The organism is Actinomadura rudentiformis (assembly GCF_008923185.1).
Classification (GTDB): Bacteria; Actinomycetota; Actinomycetes; order Streptosporangiales; family Streptosporangiaceae; genus Spirillospora; species Spirillospora rudentiformis.
On record NZ_WBMT01000014.1, the window covers coordinates 153212 to 171544 of the forward strand.

Annotated in this window: 17 protein-coding genes and 1 pseudogene; 10 read left to right on the forward strand and 8 right to left on the reverse strand. The window is 68.9% G+C overall.

What is annotated here, in order from left to right; genetic code table 11:
* The first annotated feature begins 9 nt into the window (after positions 1-9).
* From F8566_RS28260 to F8566_RS28275, 4 genes are all read left to right on the forward strand, one after another.
* The gene (locus F8566_RS28260; protein ID WP_151564879.1) at positions 10-759 is read left to right on the forward strand and encodes an SDR family NAD(P)-dependent oxidoreductase; all 750 of its coding nucleotides are present in this window, start codon (positions 10-12) and stop codon (positions 757-759) included.
* Positions 760-790: 31 nt separating this feature from the next.
* Complete coding sequence (locus tag F8566_RS28265) at positions 791-2122, forward strand: MFS transporter (protein ID WP_225993602.1); 1332 nt, start codon at positions 791-793, stop codon at positions 2120-2122.
* The gene (locus F8566_RS28270) at positions 2112-3299 is read left to right on the forward strand and encodes an aminotransferase class I/II-fold pyridoxal phosphate-dependent enzyme (RefSeq protein ID WP_151564880.1); all 1188 of its coding nucleotides are present in this window, start codon (positions 2112-2114) and stop codon (positions 3297-3299) included. The genes F8566_RS28265 and F8566_RS28270 overlap by 11 nt, the downstream gene beginning before the upstream one ends.
* Before the next feature lie 253 nt (positions 3300-3552).
* Complete coding sequence (locus F8566_RS28275) at positions 3553-3846, forward strand: Dabb family protein (protein WP_151564881.1); 294 nt, start codon at positions 3553-3555, stop codon at positions 3844-3846.
* An 11-nt stretch (positions 3847-3857) separates the two neighbouring features.
* On the opposite strand, the gene F8566_RS28280 is transcribed toward F8566_RS28275, so the two are convergent.
* From F8566_RS28280 to F8566_RS28295, 4 genes are all read right to left on the reverse strand, one after another.
* Positions 3858-4085: a hypothetical protein gene (locus F8566_RS28280; protein ID WP_151564882.1), complete on the reverse strand. Its 228-nt coding sequence runs from the start codon at positions 4083-4085 to the stop codon at positions 3858-3860.
* 149 nt (positions 4086-4234) lie between these two features.
* On the reverse strand, positions 4235-4846 hold the full coding sequence (locus F8566_RS28285; protein WP_225993603.1) for a hypothetical protein: 612 nt from the start codon (positions 4844-4846) through the stop codon (positions 4235-4237).
* A gap of 238 nt (positions 4847-5084) precedes the next feature.
* Positions 5085-7382, reverse strand: coding sequence for an ABC transporter permease (locus tag F8566_RS28290; RefSeq protein ID WP_151564883.1), 2298 nt, complete (start codon positions 7380-7382; stop codon positions 5085-5087).
* Positions 7379-8053 carry an ABC transporter ATP-binding protein gene (locus F8566_RS28295; protein ID WP_151564884.1) on the reverse strand — a complete coding sequence of 225 codons (675 nt, stop codon included), beginning with the start codon at positions 8051-8053 and terminating at the stop codon, positions 7379-7381. The genes F8566_RS28290 and F8566_RS28295 overlap by 4 nt, the downstream gene beginning before the upstream one ends.
* A gap of 138 nt (positions 8054-8191) precedes the next feature.
* Here F8566_RS28295 and F8566_RS28300 point away from each other — a divergent pair, with 138 nt between their 5' ends.
* The 3 genes from F8566_RS28300 to F8566_RS28310 all read left to right on the forward strand — a co-directional run bounded on the left by F8566_RS28300 (position 8192) and on the right by F8566_RS28310 (position 10622).
* Positions 8192-8983, forward strand: coding sequence for a sensor histidine kinase (locus F8566_RS28300; protein ID WP_151564885.1), 792 nt, complete (start codon positions 8192-8194; stop codon positions 8981-8983).
* Positions 8980-9627 carry a response regulator gene (locus F8566_RS28305; RefSeq protein WP_151564886.1) on the forward strand — a complete coding sequence of 216 codons (648 nt, stop codon included), beginning with the start codon at positions 8980-8982 and terminating at the stop codon, positions 9625-9627. Before F8566_RS28300 ends, F8566_RS28305 begins: the two co-directional genes overlap by 4 nt.
* A 116-nt stretch (positions 9628-9743) precedes the next feature.
* Positions 9744-10622, forward strand: coding sequence for a haloalkane dehalogenase (locus F8566_RS28310; RefSeq protein WP_151564887.1), 879 nt, complete (start codon positions 9744-9746; stop codon positions 10620-10622).
* A 145-nt stretch (positions 10623-10767) separates the two neighbouring features.
* Here F8566_RS28310 and F8566_RS53060 read toward each other — a convergent pair.
* The 4 genes and pseudogenes from F8566_RS53060 to F8566_RS28330 form a co-directional block, all read right to left on the reverse strand.
* A pseudogene (locus F8566_RS53060) lies at positions 10768-11076 on the reverse strand (dihydrofolate reductase family protein); the annotation flags it as partial.
* A gap of 146 nt (positions 11077-11222) precedes the next feature.
* Entirely contained in the window at positions 11223-12401 is a 1179-nt protein-coding gene (locus F8566_RS28320) for a TolB-like translocation protein (RefSeq protein WP_151564888.1), read from the reverse strand.
* A 277-nt stretch (positions 12402-12678) separates the two neighbouring features.
* Positions 12679-14082 (reverse strand): S8 family serine peptidase, encoded by a 1404-nt coding sequence (locus F8566_RS28325; RefSeq protein WP_192809894.1) that lies wholly within the window; start codon positions 14080-14082, stop codon positions 12679-12681.
* Between the two features lie 246 nt (positions 14083-14328).
* Positions 14329-15204: a LysR family transcriptional regulator gene (locus F8566_RS28330; RefSeq protein WP_151564890.1), complete on the reverse strand. Its 876-nt coding sequence runs from the start codon at positions 15202-15204 to the stop codon at positions 14329-14331.
* Between the two features lie 208 nt (positions 15205-15412).
* Between F8566_RS28330 and F8566_RS28335 the strand changes: the two genes are divergently transcribed.
* From F8566_RS28335 to F8566_RS28345, 3 genes are all read left to right on the forward strand, one after another.
* Positions 15413-15988, forward strand: a complete 576-nt coding sequence (locus F8566_RS28335; protein WP_151564891.1) for an NADPH-dependent FMN reductase — start codon at positions 15413-15415, stop codon at positions 15986-15988.
* Positions 15978-16577: a cysteine dioxygenase family protein gene (locus F8566_RS28340; RefSeq protein WP_151564892.1), complete on the forward strand. Its 600-nt coding sequence runs from the start codon at positions 15978-15980 to the stop codon at positions 16575-16577. The genes F8566_RS28335 and F8566_RS28340 overlap by 11 nt, the downstream gene beginning before the upstream one ends.
* Before the next feature lie 122 nt (positions 16578-16699).
* Positions 16700-18151, forward strand: a complete 1452-nt coding sequence (locus F8566_RS28345; RefSeq protein ID WP_151564893.1) for an MFS transporter — start codon at positions 16700-16702, stop codon at positions 18149-18151.
* Positions 18152-18333 lie beyond the last annotated feature (182 nt).

An 18333-nucleotide genomic window follows, 5' to 3' on the forward strand; every position in this document is an offset into this window, starting at 1 on the left:
GAACGACCCATGTTCGAGGACACCGTCGTCGTGGTGACCGGCGCCGCGTCGGGAATCGGCAGGCGGACCGCGATCGAGTTCGCCGGGCAGGGCGCCAAGGTCGTCGTCGCCGACATCGACGGCAGCGGCGGCACGGATCTCGTCGCCGAGCTGAAGGCCGCGGGCCATGAGGCGTTGTTCGTCCGGACCGACCTGACCGTCGAGGCGGACTGCCGCGAGCTGATCGCCGCCACCGTCGAGACGTTCGGCCGCGTCGACGTCCTGGTGAACAACGCGGGCATCGAGATCTCCACACCTCTGCACGAGATGCCGGAGCAGGAGTGGGACAGGCTGCTCGACACCAACCTCAAGAGCATGTTCCTGTGCTCCAAGCACGCGCTGCGCGAGATGATCAAGGCGCGGAGCGGAGCGATCGTGAACGTCTGCTCGGTGGGCGGCCTGGTGGCCTGGCCCGGCATCGCCGCCTACAACGCCACCAAGGGCGGGGTCCTGATGCTGACCAGATCGATCGCCGCCGACTACGCCCCCTACAACATCCGCGCGAACTGCGTCTGTCCCAGCATCATCGACACCCCGATGACGGACGCCGCCGTCGACAACGACCCGGCCGTCAAGGCGGAGAAGGCGAAGCTGAACCCGATCGGCCGCATGGGGACGCCCGAGGACGTCGCGAACGCGATCCTGTTCCTCGCCTCGGCCAAGTCGTCGTTCACCACCGGTGCCGCGCTCGCCGTCGACGGCGGCTACACCGCCGTCTGACCACGTTCGTCACGAGGAACGGGAGGAAAGGTTGGCCGAGGCGCCGGACAAGGCGGGCGACCCCGAGCACACGCCAGGCGGCAAGGACACCGCGCCGGACAGCAGGGAGACCGCGCCCGACGGCAAGGAGGCCGCGACCGGCTTCCCTTTGCTGACGGTCCTGGGGCTGATGGCGGGGATCTTCGCGGTCGGATCGGAAGAGCTCGTGGTGTCCCCCCTGCTGGTGGACATGGCCGAGGCATTCGACACGACCGTGGCGGTGATGGCGCTGTCGGTCAGCACCTACGGCATCGGCACGGCCGTCGGTGCGCTGCTGTTCGCCCCGCTGGGCGACCGGGTGTCGCGCAGGCTCACCCTGCTGGCCGGGATGGCGGTGTTCATCGTGGGGACCGTCCTGTGCGCGCTGGCCACCGGACCGGGGGTGTTCTTCACCGGCCGGGCCCTGGCCGGTCTGGCCACGGGTGCGTTCGTGCCCGCCGCCTACGCCTTCGTCGGCGACCAGATCCCGTTCCGGCACCGCGGCCGGGCCATGGGCATCGTCGTGTCGAGCTGGTCGCTGTCGCTGGTGCTGGGCGTGCCGGTGGGTGCCTACATCGGGCAGTGGACAGGATGGCGGTGGACGTTCGGCGTTCTCTCGATCCTGGGTGCCTTCGTGATGCTCGTCCTGCTGCGGACCAGAGACCAGAGACGGCCTGCGGATGGTCCGCCCGAGGCCGCAGGGCCGGCGGCGCGAGGATGGACACGCTCGGCGGCCCGTGTGCTCCTGCTTCCGAGGGTGGCGGTGTACGTGTTGGCGACCTTCCTGAACATGCTCGGCTTCTACGGCATGTACACCTTCCTCGGCAGCGCTCTGGACTACCGGTTCGGCATCGACAGCCCGCTGACCAGCCTCATGATCCTTCTGTACGGTCTGGGGTTCGCGACCAGCTTCGCCACCGGCAAATGGGCTGACGACCAGGGCAAGGAACGCGTGCTCGTCGGCCTGCTGGCGGGGCTGGTTCCGGCGCTGGTGGTCATTCCGCTGGTCGCGCGCTGGACGCCGGTGCTGGTGCTCTGCCTGTTCCTGTGGGGCGCGATGCAGAGCCTGGTCGTCACGCTGCTCAGCACTCTGCTCAGTGAATGCTCACACCGCCATCGCGGGACCGTCCTCGCCTTCTACAGTCTCGCCACCAACATCGCCGTGGCGCTGGGGGCGGCCCTCCTCGGCCCCCTGTTCACCGCGCACGGGCTGTCCGCCGTGGGCTGGACCTGCGCCGGGATCACCCTGGTCGCGTTCGGCCTGAGCGGATGGGCCTACCTGCACGGCGACGAACGCAACCCGCCCGATGCACGTCGAGAGAAGGTCATGGCCCATGAGGACTGAGCCCGCACAGCGCATCCTCGACCTGCCCAGGAGTTCGTTCGCCACGACCGTGGCCAGGATCGACCGGCTCGTCAGAGCGGGCGAGGACGTCGTCAACCTCTGCCAGGGAAACCCTGATCTCCCGACCCCACCGCACATCGTCGAGGCGCTGCGCACCTCGGTGCTCGATCCGTCCACCCACCGCTACCCGCCCTTCTCCGGACTGCCAGAGCTCAAAGCCGCCATCGCCGGGTGGTACGACAGGCTTCACGGGGTCCACGTGGACCCCGAGCACGAAGTCGCCATCCTGTTCGGCGCGAAGACCGGACTGGTGGAGATCAGCCAGTGCTTCCTGAACCCGGGCGACATCTGCTTGATGCCCGACCCGGCGTTCCCGGACTGCTGGGCGGGCGTGGTCCTCGCGAAAGGGCACATGCATCCGCTCCCTCTCCTGCGCGACAACGCCTTCCTTCCCGACTACAGCACCCTCGGGCCGGCCGTCCTCGACCGGGCCAGGCTGATGTTCCTGAACTACCCCAACAACCCCACGTCCGCGACCGCGCCGCTGGAGTTCTACGAGGACACCGTGAAGTTCGCGGCCCGCAACAACGTGGTCGTGGCGTCGGACTTCGCCTACGGGGCACTGGACTTCGACGGCCGGCTCCCCGTCTCCTTCCTGGAGGCCGACGGAGCCAAGGACGTCGGCGTCGAGTTCATCTCGCTGTCGAAGACGTTCAACATGGCCGGGTGGCGCATCGGCGCGGTCGTCGGCAACCGCGACGTCATCGCCGCGATCGACCTCATCCAGGAGCACTACTACGTCTCGCTGCCGCCGTTCATCCAGCACGCGGCGATCGCGGCCCTGGCCGGCCCACTGGACTGCGTCCGGGAACTCGCCAGGACCTACCAGCGACGCCGTGACGTGTTCGTCACCGGCATGCGGGACGCCGGCTGGGACCTGGACACCCCGAAAACCATCTACGCGTGGCTGCCGGTTCCCGGCGGGGACTCGAACGCCTTCGCCAACGACCTGCTGATCCAGGCGAAGGTGGCGGTGGCACCCGGCCGTTGGTTCGGCGAACATGGCGACGACTACGTACGGGTAAGCCTGCTGGCTCCAGAAGACCGGCTCAAGGAAGCCGTCGTCAGACTCGCCGATTTCCGCAGCGGCGCGGGAAGGAAGCCTGGCCATGGCTGAGCCCACTGACGTCCGGACCGAGATCGAAGAACTCCGCGAAGCGATAGACGACCTCGACGCCCGCATCATCGAGCTGGCTCGCCCAGCGCACCAGGCTGTCGGGCCGGATCCAGCAGATCCGTGTCGGCTCCGGCGGCCCGCGCATGGTCCTCCGGCGGGAGATGGACATCCTGGCCCGCTACCAGGAGGGGCTCGGCGCGGACGGCACCCAGATCGCGTTGAACGTCCTCCACCTCTGCAGAGGAGAGCCCCGGTGATCCGACACGTCGTGCTCTTCAAGTTCAAGCCGGGAATCGACTGGAACGACCCGCGAGCCCTGGCGGCGGAACGCACCGCCGCCAAGGTCGGCACCGAGGTCCCCCAGCTGCGCGACTGGCGCTACGGGCGCAACCTGTCCACCCGGGACATCGCCTACGACTTCCTTGTCGACGGTCTCCTGAACGACATGGAGGACGTCGAAAAATACCTCGTCCACCCCTTCCACCAGGACGCGATCCGCCAGTGGCGCGAGATCAGCGATTGGGTCATCGTGGACGTTGAAGTGTGACGGCGGACGCCTCACCCGTTGTCGCTGCTGCGCTTGCGAGCCTTGCGGTCCTTGTCGAAGTACTCCTCCGCCGTATAGCTCGAAGCAGGTCGAGACGAGCCGAGCATCTTCGCGATCAAGGTTCCGATGCCTCCCACGCCACCGCTGATGATCACCATCATGGTCTGGATGAGCAAGACGACGACGGCGCAGCCGACGAAGAACACGATGACGATTCCGACGAGTTGGAGAAATTCCACGGCAGACACCTCTCACAGATCTCCACAACAGACCGTACGACCTCCTCATCAGTTCAAGCCAGCGGCAACATTCGGCTGGCTTCCCGCGTTAGCGCGTAACCGACCCGAGCGGCCGGGCTCGAGCTTTGGGGCCGCGAGGCTGTGGAGCTTCAGGCCGTTGTCTCGGTCTTACGCCGCCGCCAGTAGTGGGCGGTGACAGCGGCCAGCAGCGGCGGCCAGGCGAGCATCGGGGCGTAGCAGGCGTTCATCAGCCACAGTGCTGCCCCCTTGGGCTGCACGGCGTCAGCGAAGAATGCGGTGTAGATGTAGCCGATGTTGTAGAGCGTCACGCCCAACACTCCGAAAACAGCGGGGATGACTACCGCCAGCGGCCTGATGCGCCGGCCGCCGACGAACGGCACCCAACGCGGCCACCTCTCACCCCATGGCTGAATCAGGGCCAGCGTGAGGAACGCGAACATCTCGGTCAGTACACCCAGGGCGACGACATAGACCGAGCCCCACCCCGGGGCATGCAACGCATCTATGAACTCCTGGCCAAAGCCCATCGAGTTCCCCCACGCCATCGGCAACCGCCACAACCCTGAGGGGATGGCTGCCAACGCCGCCGCATGCGCCGCCCACACCGCCCACCGCGGCACGCCCGGCAACGTACGGAACGGCGACCTGCGCTTCGGCCCCATCGAGCGGACCGGGGAGTCTTGCCCGGGCACCTGTCCGAGGGCGGTCTGCGGGGCAGGAAGGTTCACGGTCGCGCTCATCTCAACTCTCCTAAGGGGTGCTTGACCTGGCCCTCCAATACTTGTGATCACTCCAGCCCCACACCTCCCCCGCCCAGGTGGATCTCGCCTCCGCTCGTTCCCCCGCAGGTACTAACCTCGCCGCGGCGCGCAGGTTGGCCCGGCCCAGCGTGCGCGCAATCATCCTGTCGGGCGACGGGTCGCGCGTCTTGGTGCAGCGACCGGCCGCCGCCCAAGTCCACCCGCCGCTGGAGGTGGGTCATTCCGAATGCAGGACGGCCGCCGTCCTGATCCGGGCCGCCCGGCCGGCTGGGATCAGCGCGCCGAGGAGGGCGATCGCGATGCCCGCCAGGACGGACAAGACCATCAGCGGCCAGGGGAAGATCTCCATCAGGCCGTAAGGGAGGACGATGCCGCCGGTGTCGGCCATGGCCGGCATCACCAGGTGGTGGGCGACCACGCCCAGCGGCAGCCCGATGAGGCCGCCGGCCAGGCCGAGCGCGGCCATGGAGGCGAGCACGACCGTCAGGACCTGCCTCGGCGTCGCGCCCAGCGACTTCAGGACGCCGAAGTCGCGGGCCCGGTCCCGGGTGTTGAGGATCACCGTGTTGAACACCCCCAGCGCGGCGACCGCCGCCAGCCCCAGGGTCAGCAGGGCGATGAGCCCGAGGACGATCACCTGGCCGGGTTCGATGCCCTCAGCGGCCGTGTCGGCCTCCACTCCATCCGCCTTGAGCGCGGCGACGTAGTCCTTTGGAGAGGTGCCTGGGGTGAGGGTGACCTCCAGGAAAGAGGTGACCATGCCGGTGCGCGGGCCGGCGGACGCCGGGGCGGCGGGTGTCGTCTTGCGGTCACCGAGCGAGTTGAGGGAGGCCCAGTCCGTGAGGACGCTGTCGCCGCCGTCCACGAGCGCCGTCCCGACGATCCGCAGTGTGGCCTTCCTGCCGTCCTTGGTCACGACGACGGTGTCGCCGATCTTCTTGCCGCTGGTCTTCAGGAACGGGTCGCCCACGACGGCCTCGCCCGGCGCGGCCAGCCAGCGGCCGTGGACCATCCGGTGGCCGTGCCGGTCGCCGATGTCCCCCTGGTAGGCCTTCATGTGCACCGCCCGGTCGAACCCCGGCACGTGGACCTGGTCGAACCGCGTGAGCGCGACCTTCGCAGTGCCGGGCCGGCCCTCCAGCGAGATGGGCCGGCGGTCGTCGATGGGGACCACGACGTGGACGGTCTCGGTGAGTTCCGCGTCGGCGAGGTAGGAGTTGAGGGACCGGTCGAGGCCGGCGGCGAACGTCACCGCCGCCACCCCGAACGCGACGGCGCTGATGGTCATCGCGGTACGGCCCGGCCGGGCGAACGGCAGGCCCAGACCCAGGCTGACCGGGCGCGGCAGCCGCGTCCTGGCCAGCGCCCGCTGCACACGCAGGGCCCGGCCCCGCCCCGGCGCTGCGCCCGCGCTGACCGCGACCGCCGCCGGGATCCGGCCCGCCCGGACGGCCGGCACCAGCGCGGTGAAGACGACGACCGCGAGCACGCCCGCGAAGGCCAGGACGTCCACCCAGACCGAGACTCCGCTGGCGGTCGGCAGGTCGTACGAATCGCCCAGCGTGGTGGTGACCACACCGGCGAGGACGTTGCCGATCACGAGGCCGGCCAGGCTGCCCAGCACCCCCGGCGCAGTGACCATCACCAGGTAGACGCCGGTGACCTGGGTGGGACTGAATCCGAGGGCCTTCAGGACGCCGATGTGCCGGAACCCCGACACCACCGCGCCGCTGACCACGTTGCCGATGATGAGCACCGCGACGACCAGTCCGGCGATCCCGAACGCGACCAGGAACGGGATCGCGACCTTTCCGGCCTCGGTGGCCTGCTGGCGGGACGCGAGATAGGACTGGCTGGAGGCCGCCGGCAGGCCCGCGGTGATCGTGCCGGCCGGGGCGGCCGGGTCGGCGAGGCGGTAGAGCATCTGCAGGCCGTCCGGGGCGGACAGCTGTCCCGGCGCCACCCATGCCTCGGCGGACCGGGTGATCGACCGGCCGATTCCGACGATGGTGAAGGTGTGCCCGCCGCTGAAGGTCACCTTTCTCCCGGTCGGGTCGAAGGGGAAACGCGCGTAGCCGCTGCCCAGCACGATCTCGCCGGGAGCCGTGGCCCAGCGACCGCTCTTGAGCGTCAGCCGGTCCACCGGGTCGTCGCCGCGGCCGGTCCGTTCGGTGACCGTGAGAGGGCCGGGCGGGAGCATCCCCGGCTCGGTCCCCCCCGTTTCGGGGACGTTCACGATCTGCGAGCGGTAGGGGCCGCCCGCCGCCGTCACGCCCGGCCGGGACGCCGACGCCGCCACCTGTGCGGCCGTCGCCTTCGCCGGGTCGTAGGAGACCATCAGATGTGCGCCGTGCTGCTGCGCGAACGCCTTGTCGTACGGGCCGTCCACGGTGACGAGCAGGCCCAGCGCCAGCACGACCGTCGCCGTCGACAGCAGCAGCACCAGCGCGATGATGGACGTCTGCAGCTTGCGCCGCCGCACCGCGAACTGCGCGGCCTGCCAGACCGCCTTCACCGGGTCACCTCGGCGGCCACATGGCCGTCCTCGAACGCGACGACCCGGTCGGCGACCCGGGTGGCCAGCCGCTCGTCGTGGGTGACGATGAGCAGCGTCTGGCCGATCTGGTTGAGGTCCAGGAGCAGGTCCATGACCTGTTCGCCGGCCCGGGAGTCGAGCGCGCCGGTAGGCTCGTCGGCCAGCAGCAGAGCGGGCCGGTTCATCAGCGCGCGGGCGACGCCGACGCGCTGCCGCTCCCCGCCGGACAGCACCACCGGGTAGGCGTTGCGGCGATCAGCGATGCTCAGTTCGTCGAGCAGTTCCATCGCCCGGGCCTGCGCCTGCTTGCGCGGGGTCCCGAGCAGCTGGGCGGCCAGCATCACGTTCTCCAGCACCGGCAGGTCGTCGAGCAGGTTGAAGAACTGGAAGACCATGCCGATGCGGCGGCGCCGGTATCTGGCCAGCTCTGACTCGCCCATCTCCGTGATGTCCTCGCCGCGCACCACCACCGTGCCCGAGGTGGGCCGGTCCAGTCCGGCGATCATGTTCAGGAGGGTCGATTTGCCCGAGCCCGACGGGCCCATCACCGCGACGGCCTCACCGGCCTGGACATCGAGGCTCACCCCGGCGAGCGCGGCGGTTTCGCCGTACTCCTTGCGTACGTCCTTCAGCTGGACCATCAGTTCCATGGCCGTGACGGTATGAGCCGGGGCATCGTCCCCGCGTCGTGCCCTGGATGTAAGTACAGAACCGGGTCATCCGAGGGATGTACGGCGCTGACCCGCCAGGATGATGCGTTTCGTTCCGGTCCGCGCCAGGATGGGCAGATGCTGCCCGAGTGGATCGTGCCGCTGCTCGTCGCGGCTCCGTGCGTCTGGGCACTGTGGGAGCGGCGCAGGCGGCGCGCCGAGATCGGCGCACGGAACTGGCTGGTGGAACGTGAACGCGAGGGCGCGGCGCGCCTCGCCGTCGAGGAGGAACGGGCCCGGGTGGCCCGGGAACTCCACGACATCGTCAGTCACAGCGTCAGCGTCATGGTCGTACAGGCGGGTGCGGCACGGCACGGCGTCGACGGCGAGGTCGAAGAGGCACTGCTGGCCGTCGAGCAGACGGGGCGGGAGGCGATGACCGAATTGCGGCACCTGCTCGGGGTGCTCGCGCCCGCCCCGGACGGCGACGGCGACGCGTTCGCCCCGCAACCGTCGCTGGCGCACCTGGGGACCCTGGTCGACCGGATCGCGTTCGCGGGCCTGCCGGTCGACGTGACGGTGACCGGCGAACCACGGCCGCTGCCCACCGGGATCGACGCGACCGGATACCGCATCATCCAGGAGGGGCTCACCAACGCGCTGAAGCACGGCACCGCCGGGGCGACCGCGGAGGTGAGGGTGAGTTACGGAACGCGGAACCTGCGGCTGGAGGTGCTCAACACCGGCCCGAGCGTGCTCACCGGGAATGGCGACGCCATACCTCCGAACGCCCCACCTCAGAACAAGGACGGCCGCGGCCTGGCCGGGCTGCGCGAACGCGTCGCGGTGTACGGCGGCGACCTCGACGCGCGGCGGCGGTTGGGCGGCGGCTACCGGGTCCGGGCGCGCATACCTCTGGAGCGGCCATGACCCGCACGCTCATCGCCGACGACCAGACGCTGGTGCGCGGCGGGTTCCGGATGATCCTCACCAGGGCCGGGATCGAGGTGGTCGGCGAGGCCGCCGACGGGCTGGAGGCGGTGACGGCCGCCCGGCGGCTGCGGCCCGACGTGGTCCTGATGGACATCCGGATGCCCGGCATCGACGGTCTTGAGGCCACCCGCCGGGTACTCGCCGACGACCCGGCATGCCGGGTGCTGATCCTCACCACGTTCGACCTCGACCAGTACGTGTATTCCGCGCTCGCCGCGGGCGCCAGCGGCTTCCTCCTCAAGGACGTCACCCCCGAACACCTCGTGGCGTCCGTACGGCTCGTCGCGACCGGTGACGCCCTGCTGGCCCCCTCCATCACCCGCCGTCTCGTCGAACGATTCGCCCGCCCCAAGCCGGCACCCCAGGGCCTGGACGATCTGACCCCGAGGGAGAAGGAGGTGCTCCGCCTGGTCGGCAGCGGCCTGTCCAACTCCGAACTGGCCGCCCACCTCCAGCTCAGCGAGGCGACGGTCAAGACCCACGTGGCCCGCATCTTCGCCAAGCTCGGCCTGCGCGACCGCGCCCAGGCCGTCGTGGTCGCCTACGAGTCGGGGCTCGTCGTCCCCGGAACCCCAGAGTGACCGGACGCCGGAAACCATGAGGTGACCTCGACCACATCCCCATTACTTTCCTCTAGGTACCTACTAGCTCCTCGGTAGTAGCCTCGCCGAGTCAGCTCAACAGCAGAGGAAACACCATGCCTTTCACGAGCGTTCTGGACTCGACGATCTTCTACCGGGAGGCCGGCGCCGGGGTGCCGGTGGTCTTCCTGCACGGCAACCCCACCTCGTCCCACCTGTGGCGGCACATCCTGCCGGCCGTCGGTGACCCCGGCCGCCGGCTGGCGCCCGACCTGATCGGGATGGGCGAGTCAGGCAAGCCGGACATCGGCTACACCTTCGATGATCACGCCCGGTATCTGGACGCGTGGTTCGACGCGCTCGACCTCGACGACGTCGTTCTGGTCGGACATGACTGGGGCGGCGCGCTCGCCTTCGACTGGGCCGCCCGCCATCCCGGCCGTGTACGCGGCATCGCGTTCACCGAGACGATCGTGAAGCCCATGTCATGGCAGGAGTTCCCCGAAGCGGGACGCGAGCTCTTCCAGACGATCAAGACGCCGGGGGCCGGCGAGGCGATGATGCTCGATCAGAACGCGTTCATCGAAATGCTGCCGGGCACTGTCGCCAGTCCGCTCGCCGGAGAGGACCTCGACGCCTACCGCAAGCCCTACCCGACGCGCGACAGCCGACTGCCGCTCCTGCAATGGGCGCGATCGATGCCACTCGGCGGGGAACCAGCCGACGTCGTGGCCAGGATCGCACGCTACGACGACTGGCTCGCGGGCAGTGCCGACGTGCCCAAGTTGTTGCTCACCTTCCGGCCCGGCCCCGGAGCGATGATGGGACCCGAACTGATCGAATGGTGCGTCACCAATATCGCGTGCCTGGACATCGCCGAGTCCGAACTCGTCGCGGGCCATCACACCCCAGAAGACCAGCCTGAGGCCATTGCCACGGCCATTGCCGCCTGGATGGACAAGCACGATCTGCGCAACCCGCGAATCCATGGTTAACGCAGGCACTCGGTTCAGGGTGCCGCCGGGAGCGGAGCAGGTCGGTCAAGGGGTTGATGTCGCCACCTGCGGGGGTGACGAGATCGAGAACGGCGTCGATGCCCTCGGGGTGGAGGGCGGCTACCTGCTCATGGGTGGGGGCGTGAGCGAAATCGATGTTCGAGGCATTGGCGCCCAGGCGTTGCCGCGCCGTGCGGGCGGCATTGGCTGCGGTGGAGACCAAACAGCTGTCGGCTCCATGGTCGAAGAACGCCATGGTCGGGTCGAGGTTTGCCGTGGCACTGATGACCACATGCAGTGGGGTGGCCGATCGACGCTCACGAAGCCGTCCGGCACGACGCTCGACAGAGCGCACCTGCAGCCGGGGATTGTCGGTGCGTAGCGTGCCGGCGCCGCTCGACCCTGGCCACTGACCGCCCCCAGGCTCCGAGAGCCTCGATCGCCGGTCCGGCACCGCAAACCGCGATCAGATTTGGATTGGCCTTGCCGGCTGGAGCAGCACCAGGACTTCCACACGCTCTTCTGGCCCCGGGCGTGATACCGGGCCGGAGGCAGCCACGTTCCCGCCGGTTCCACCACGCTGGTCACACAAGCCGGGCCTTACGGCGTGGGGCGACCGGACCACTTCGCCAGATCGAACAGCAATAGACCGTGGCCCTGGCCGTGTTCGGAGTCGGCCCGTTCGAGCTGGAACGCGATTGAGCCGCCGTCGGGAGACACGACCGGGTTGGTGGCCCCGTAGCCCGCGTAGTGGTTGAAGGTCGTGACCCTTTCGAATTTCCCACCGCCGTCGAGCACAAGCCGCCAGATGTCGAGTTCGCCCGGGAAGAAGACGAACGCCAGGTCTCGCTCGACCAGCACGTACCGGCCGGCCGGATCAATGCCCTCGGCCTCTTCGTAGAACCACGAGCCAGGCGCGTAATCGGTGACCTTCCCCGTGTCGAGGTCGACGCCCATCGCCTGGCCGCCGTTGTGGAAGTAGGCGCTGAAGATCAGTTCATCGTCGGAATCACGATCGCGATCGTGGAGCCGGCGGAAGTCCTGAGCCTCGACCGCGGGTGTGATCACACTGACATCGGTCTTGTCCAGGACGACCTTCCGATCGACCAGCTTCGGTGTCCCGGCACGGTTGTAGACGATCCGGCCGGTGAGGATCCTGGACCTGCCGAAGAGCGCCTCGCGAACGATGTCTGCCGGGTCGGCGGTGAAGTCCACCGACGACTCGTTCCATGCAATGCGCGTCGAACCCGGCTGCTTGGACACCGCCACGCCCTCCCAGCACGGTGCGCCGAGCTGGACCGGCGCGCGGGAACCCAGCGGCCGTGGCAGGACCCACAGTCTGCCGGCGAACCGATCGGACACAGGATCATGGGCATTGCGCTTCGGCGGCGCGCACAGCACCAGGTCACCGTTGGACAGATGGTGAGCCCGGAGCACACCTCCCGGCAGGAACTTCGCCGTCAGATTACGGGCGGCACCGCCGTCCAGGTCGTACTCCCACACGCCGCCGATCGGCGCGTCAAGGAAGACCAGCCGATCCCCGTCAGGTGACCAATCCGCGCGCATGGGCTTGGCGCCGCCCGGCAAGTCGACGTCGAGCAGGCGAATGTGCCCAGGCAGATGGTCCAGTGGAGAGCCGCTCTTGGACCCCTTGTCCGGATCGAAGGACAGATCGAAGGCGAGGGCATGCCGCTGCTGAGCGGACACCGCCGGTGACATCACCGTCGCGAGCACCATGGCGATGCCGGCGGCACCCACCCGCTTCCAGATCCTCGTCATCTCTCCACCGCTCGCGTACAAGCGCCCGACGCCGAATACGCAGGGATCGTCTATGAGCAAGCGCTTGGTGTCAATCCACCGGTGAAGTAGTTGCCTTCAAGCGTGCGCCGGCCGTACGGGCTGTCGTCCAGGCACCAGCCCGTATGCCGGTTCGACAGCTGAGCGGTGCTGCGGCGGCGAGGCTCCTCAGCGGGCTCGCTCGGCGGCTGACGTGCGTGGTGGGGCCCGCGAAGGCCGGTGATCCCGTGCGGGAACGGAGATCACCGGCCGTCCTCCGTCAGGAGGGCGAGATGTTCCGTGCCAGCTCGACCGCGTTCCGCGCGTTGAGCCGTCCCTCCCCGTAGACGTTGTTGTCCGCGGCCGTGCCGCCGCACGTCACGTCGTTGACGTCGGTGGCGGTGAGGTCCATGACCTGCTTCGTGCGGGCGACGTCACCCACCAGATGGGGAGCCGCCGACCAGATCAGCGCCACCGTGCCGGTGACGTGCGGCGCCGCCATGGACGTGCCGCTCAGGAGGACGTAGCCGCCGTCGGGCGAGGCCGACCGCACGTCGACTCCCGGCGCGGCGATGTTCGGCTTGGTCCCGGCGCCGAGCGGAGACGGACCCCGCGATGACATCGACGCGATCTGTCCCGTGCTGTCGTACGCTCCCGCGCTGTACGCCCCGGGTCCCTGCCCGGGCGGGATCACCGTGCCGCATCCGGGCCCGCTGTTGCCCGAGCCGAACACCGGGAAGATGCCCACCGAGATCCAGCTGTCGATCATCTGGGTGTAGAAGTCGTCCGGCCACTGCTCCCATCCCCAGGAGTTGTTGACCACGTGGGCGGCCAGGTCGGGCCGGGGATTGGCGCCGGTCCGGTCTGTCGGGGCCATCACCCACTGACCGGCCCGCAGCAGATCCTCCTGGAGCAGGAACAGACCTCCGGCCGCGACCGCGATCCATTTCGCTCCGGGCGCCACGCCGATCTGGTTGCCCGCGCCGTCGTCGCCGATAGCCGTCCCGGTCGTGTGCGACCCGTGTCCGTGCAGATCGCAGGGGATCTGGGACGGCTTGCCGATGCGCTGGCAGTAGTCATTGGGGTCGTACCAGTTGTAGTCGTGGTCGAACGTGCCGTTCGCGGTGCGTCCCCGGTACTGGCGGACCAGCGCCGGATGGTCGTACTGAGCGCCCGTGTCGATGCTCGCCACGACGACGCCCTCGCCGCGGACTCCCCGCTCCGACCACACCCGCGGCGCGCCGATCTGCTGGATGTTCCATTCCGCCGCCGCGGCGGCCTTGGCGGGTGTCTCCGGCCGTCGCTCGGCCTTCCGCCGCTCCACCAGCCGCTCCACCTCCGGCAGCGAGGCGATCCGCTCGGTGAGCGCCCGATCAGCGCCGTGGACCAGCACCGTGTTGACGACCCAGAACGCCTCGAACCGCACGCCCTCGCCGGTCAACAGCTTGCGCAGACCCTTCTGGTCGCGCTCGGCCGTCCGCGTCAGTGCCTGGTAGCCCGCCGCCGCGCGTTCGGAATGCCGCGTCAGTGAACGGGCCGAACCCAGATCGGCACGTCCCTTCAACATGACGAAGTAGGTGGCCTGTCCTTGCTCGTTCAATTCGTTCGCCACGGCCGGCGCAACGGGCGCGGGCTTCCGTACCCCGGCGCTCGCCGTCTGCGCCGTTCCCGTGACGGCGGCCATCACGCTCGCCGCTAACATTCCCGCCAATAAGCGGCGGGTACCTCCTGAGAACACCAATCACTCCTCGGTGCAGAGACATCAACCTCCCCAGCCTCTCTCCATGGCGATCTTCGGGATAAGCCTCTGACCTGTCCGGTACCGGCCGCGCCAGAGCCCACAGCGGCAAAGTCCGAGCCCACATCTGAGCGACAGGAGTCGCCTCAGGCCGTGAAATCCGCTGCCGGCTCAGGCGCACCGGCCGGCGCGTCAGTCTTCGTTCAGTGGGACGGACTCTTGGATGGCCTGGATGAGTGCGGTGGTAGCGGGTGGATCGGGTGGGTCGCCGTAGGTGGCGGCGTAGATCTGCCGGGTGGAGCTCTTGAGTTCGGTGGCGTGGATGTCGGGTCGGCGGTGGGCTTTGAGCGCGAATCCGGGCAGGGTGGTGACGCCTTTGCCTGCGGCGACGAGGGCTTGCACGACGACCATGTCGTCGCTGTGTGACGCGATGCGCGGGGTGAAGCCGTGCTGCCGGCACGCGCTGATCAGTTCGTTCTGGCAGCGTTGGCAGCCGCCGATCCAGGGTGAGTGGCGGTGGTTGGCGATGCTGTCGTCGGGCTGCCGGCTGATGAGGTAGATCGGGTCGTCGGTGATGTGAACGAGGCGGAATCCGTCGTCTTCGACCGGGGCGTCGGCGTGCTGGAAGATGAGTGCGACGTCGATCTCGCCGGCGCGCAGCATCTGCAGCGCTTCGACCGGGTGACGGTCGAACAGGCTCAGCTCCAGCCCCGGGTGCGCTTGGGCCAGCGCGGTGGCCGCCTTGGGCACGATCGTGCTCAGCACCGAGGCGTTGGCGGCCAGGCGGACTCGCCCTGACTGCAAGCCGACCTGCGCGGCCAGCTCCGTGGTCGCCGCCTCGACCCGGCCCACGATCTCGGCGGCCCGGACGGCCAGCAACTCGCCCTCAGGGGTCAGCCGGATCCCGCGGCCCACCCGCTGGATCAGCTTGACGCCGGTGGCCGCTTCCAGCCGGGACAGGTGATGGCTCACCGACGGCTGGGAGTAGTGCAGCTCCCTCGCCGCTTCGGTCACCGACCCGTGCCGCGCCACCGCGGCCAGCACCTTCAGATGAACGAGGTTCAGCATGTATCAAGGATATCAATGTGAAGGCGGAAGGATTGACATTAGACGTCATCTATAGATCCGGCCATGCTCATTGGAAGGGCGCCGGATGGCGGCGCCGAGCCGACTGAGGAGGCACGATGAGCAAGCTCAGGTGTCACGTCTCGATCTCGCTGGACGGTGTCGTCGCCAGCACGGACCTCGAGTACCGGATCTCGCCGGGGGCCCGATCATGATCAACGTGGCGATCATCATTGGCAGTACCCGGCCCGGACGCAAGGGTGAGGCGGTCGCCGGCTGGGTCCATGACCGGGCGGTCAAGCGCGGCGACGCCAGGTTCGAGGTGGTGGACCTGGCCGAGTTCGCGCTTCCGCCCCTGGACGAGCCGATGCCTGCGATCACAGGCCGGTACACCCGGCCGCACACCCGCACGTGGGCAGCGAAGATCGCCTCGTTCGACGCCTTCGTGTTCGTGACACCCGAATACAACCACTCGGCACCCGGCCCGCTGAAGAACGCGATCGACTTTCTCTACGCGGAATGGACCAACAAGGCGGTCGGGTTCGTCGGCTACGGAAGCGCCGGCGGCTCCCGCGCCATCGAGCACCTGCGGCTGGTGGTGAGCTGTCTCCAGGTCGCCCACGTCAGCGCGCAGGTGGAGCTGTCGCTGTTCACCGATTTCGAGGACTTCACGGCCTTCCGACCGGCGGAACGCCACGAGAACACCCTCACCACGCTGCTGGACCAGGTCATCGCCTGGAGTTCCGCACTGAAGGTACTGCGCACAGGAGAGCACCATGCGGCCTGATCACTTGCAGAGCTTCATCGACGACGTGGGACTCGTGCTGAGCAGCACCGACGACGAGCACGAGATCACCGCGCGGATCGCCGAGCGGCTGTCCGATCTGCTGGCCGGCGGTTACCGGCTGCCGCCGGAGGTCACGCGGCCATCGTCGGGGCGTCACATGACGTATCCGCTCTACATCGCTCCCGACGACGGCTGGTCGCTTGCGTCGGTGGTCTGGGACGTGGGCCAGCGGACCGACGTGCATTCGCACGAGACGTGGGGCGTCGCCGGCATCTACGCAGGAGTCGAACACGAGTTCCGGTACCTCAAGCCGGCGGCGTCCACCGCGTGCGCGCCACTGACGCCGGCCGGCGAGACGCGGTGGACGCCGGGGCAGGTCACCGTCTGCTGCACCACCGACGACGATGTCCATGCCGTCGCAGCCGTCGGCGACGGACCCACCGTCGGGATCCACGTCTACGGCGGCAACATCGCCACGATCAGACGGCGGTCGTACGATCCGGCCACTGGAGCAAGCCGATGGTTCGTCTCTGGCTGGGACAGCCCGGTAGTCGACGGCGACCGGCCTCGCGCATCCGGCCATCGATAGCCTCGGCGTGCGGCCTGCCGCGGTGGTGGGCGATCTGGTTGTCACACGCCCCGGCATGACGTCGTCTCCCTGGTGACGACGGGCAGCGATCTTGCTGCCCACCCTCTTCACCAGGAGAATTCATGTCTGACAGGGCAACCCTGCCCACACCGGCGGTGCGGGCCCACGCCTCGCCCGGGCACGCCGTCGCACTCGTGCTGGTCGCCGCCTTCATGGTGCTGGCCGATGTGTCCATCGTGAACACCGCGGCCCCCGCCATCCAGAACGACCTGGGAGCGGGCCTGGCCGATGTCCAGCTCATCGTCGCCGGCTACCAGGTCGGTTATGCGACACTTCTCGTCACCGGCGGGCGGCTCGGTGACATCGCCGGGCGCAGGGCGATCTTCAGCGCCGGCCTGCTGCTGTTCACGCTGACCTCGCTGGCCTGCGGCCTGGCCCCCTCCCCCGGCGTGCTGATCGCCGCGCGTGTCGCGCAAGGGCTCAGCGCCGGGCTGCTGTACCCCCAGGTGCTGGCCACGATCCAGACCGTGCTGACCCCGGAGCGCCGCCCCGCCGGGTTCGCCGCGCTGGGCGCCGTGATCAGCTTGGCCACCATCGCCGGTCCCATCCTCGCGGGCGCGCTGGTCACCCTCGACATCGCCGGTACGAGCTGGCGCGCGGTGTTCCTGATCAACGTGCCCATCGGGCTGGTCGCCCTGATCCTCGCTCAGAAGCTGGTGCCTGCCACCCGGGCGGCCGACGCCGGCCAGGTCAGCGTGGCCAGCGTCGTCATGCTGAGTGCGCTGCTCGTCGCGTTGATGGCACCACTGACGGTAGGGCGAGACCACGGCTGGCCGGTCTGGGCATGGGTGTCGCTGGCCGCCACCGTCCCGCTGGCCTGGGTCTTCCGTGCCCATCAAGGACGGCTCGCCGCGCGCGGGCGCACGCCCCTATTGCCGCCGGGTTTGTGGCGGGACCGCGCCTTCCGCCTTGGCGTGCTGCTGTACTTCGTGTTCTTCAGCGCCCTGTACTCGTTCTTCCTCTACTTCTCCTACCTGCTGCAGTACGGCCTGGGCGAGTCCGCGCTCCAGGCCGGACTGAGCATGGTGGCCTACTCCATCGGCTCGTTCCTCACCTCGACGCGTTCCAAGGTGCTCACCGCCCGGTACGGCGGCCGGACGGTCGCCCTGGCCGGCGCGGTGACCTCTGCCGCCGGCAGCGCACTGATGATCATCCCGGTGGCTCTGGTGCACGATCCGACGCTGTCGCTGTGGATCATCCCTCCGCTCTTCGTCACCGGCTGTGGCCTGGGACTCGTGCTGGCACCGCTGCTGGGACTCGTGCTGGCCGGCATCCGTTCGTCTCAGGCCGGAGCCGCCGCCGGGCTGCTGTCCACCAGCCAGCAGATCGGCGGTGCCACGGGTATCGCGGTGATCGGCCTGGCTGTGCTGGCCGCCGTTCCCGAGGGCCGGTTGGAGAACGCGAGCGCCGAGCATCTCGCCAATGGATTCTCCATCGGGTTGGGCGTCATGGTCGCCGTGTTCCTGGCGTCCGCCGTGCTCGTGGCCAAACTGCCCAAGCCTGCGGATACCTGACGCACCGCGTAGCGCGCCGTTGCCATGCGTGCGGTTGAGCTCATCCGCCGCCTGCCAATCTTCACCGGAAACCTGCCAATACGATCGCTGATTCTCGGCAATTAACCTCACGGCATGTTGACTGACTCCTGCGTCGAGTACGACGCGCGCGAGCAGAAAGAGCGGGGAATCGATGAGATCTC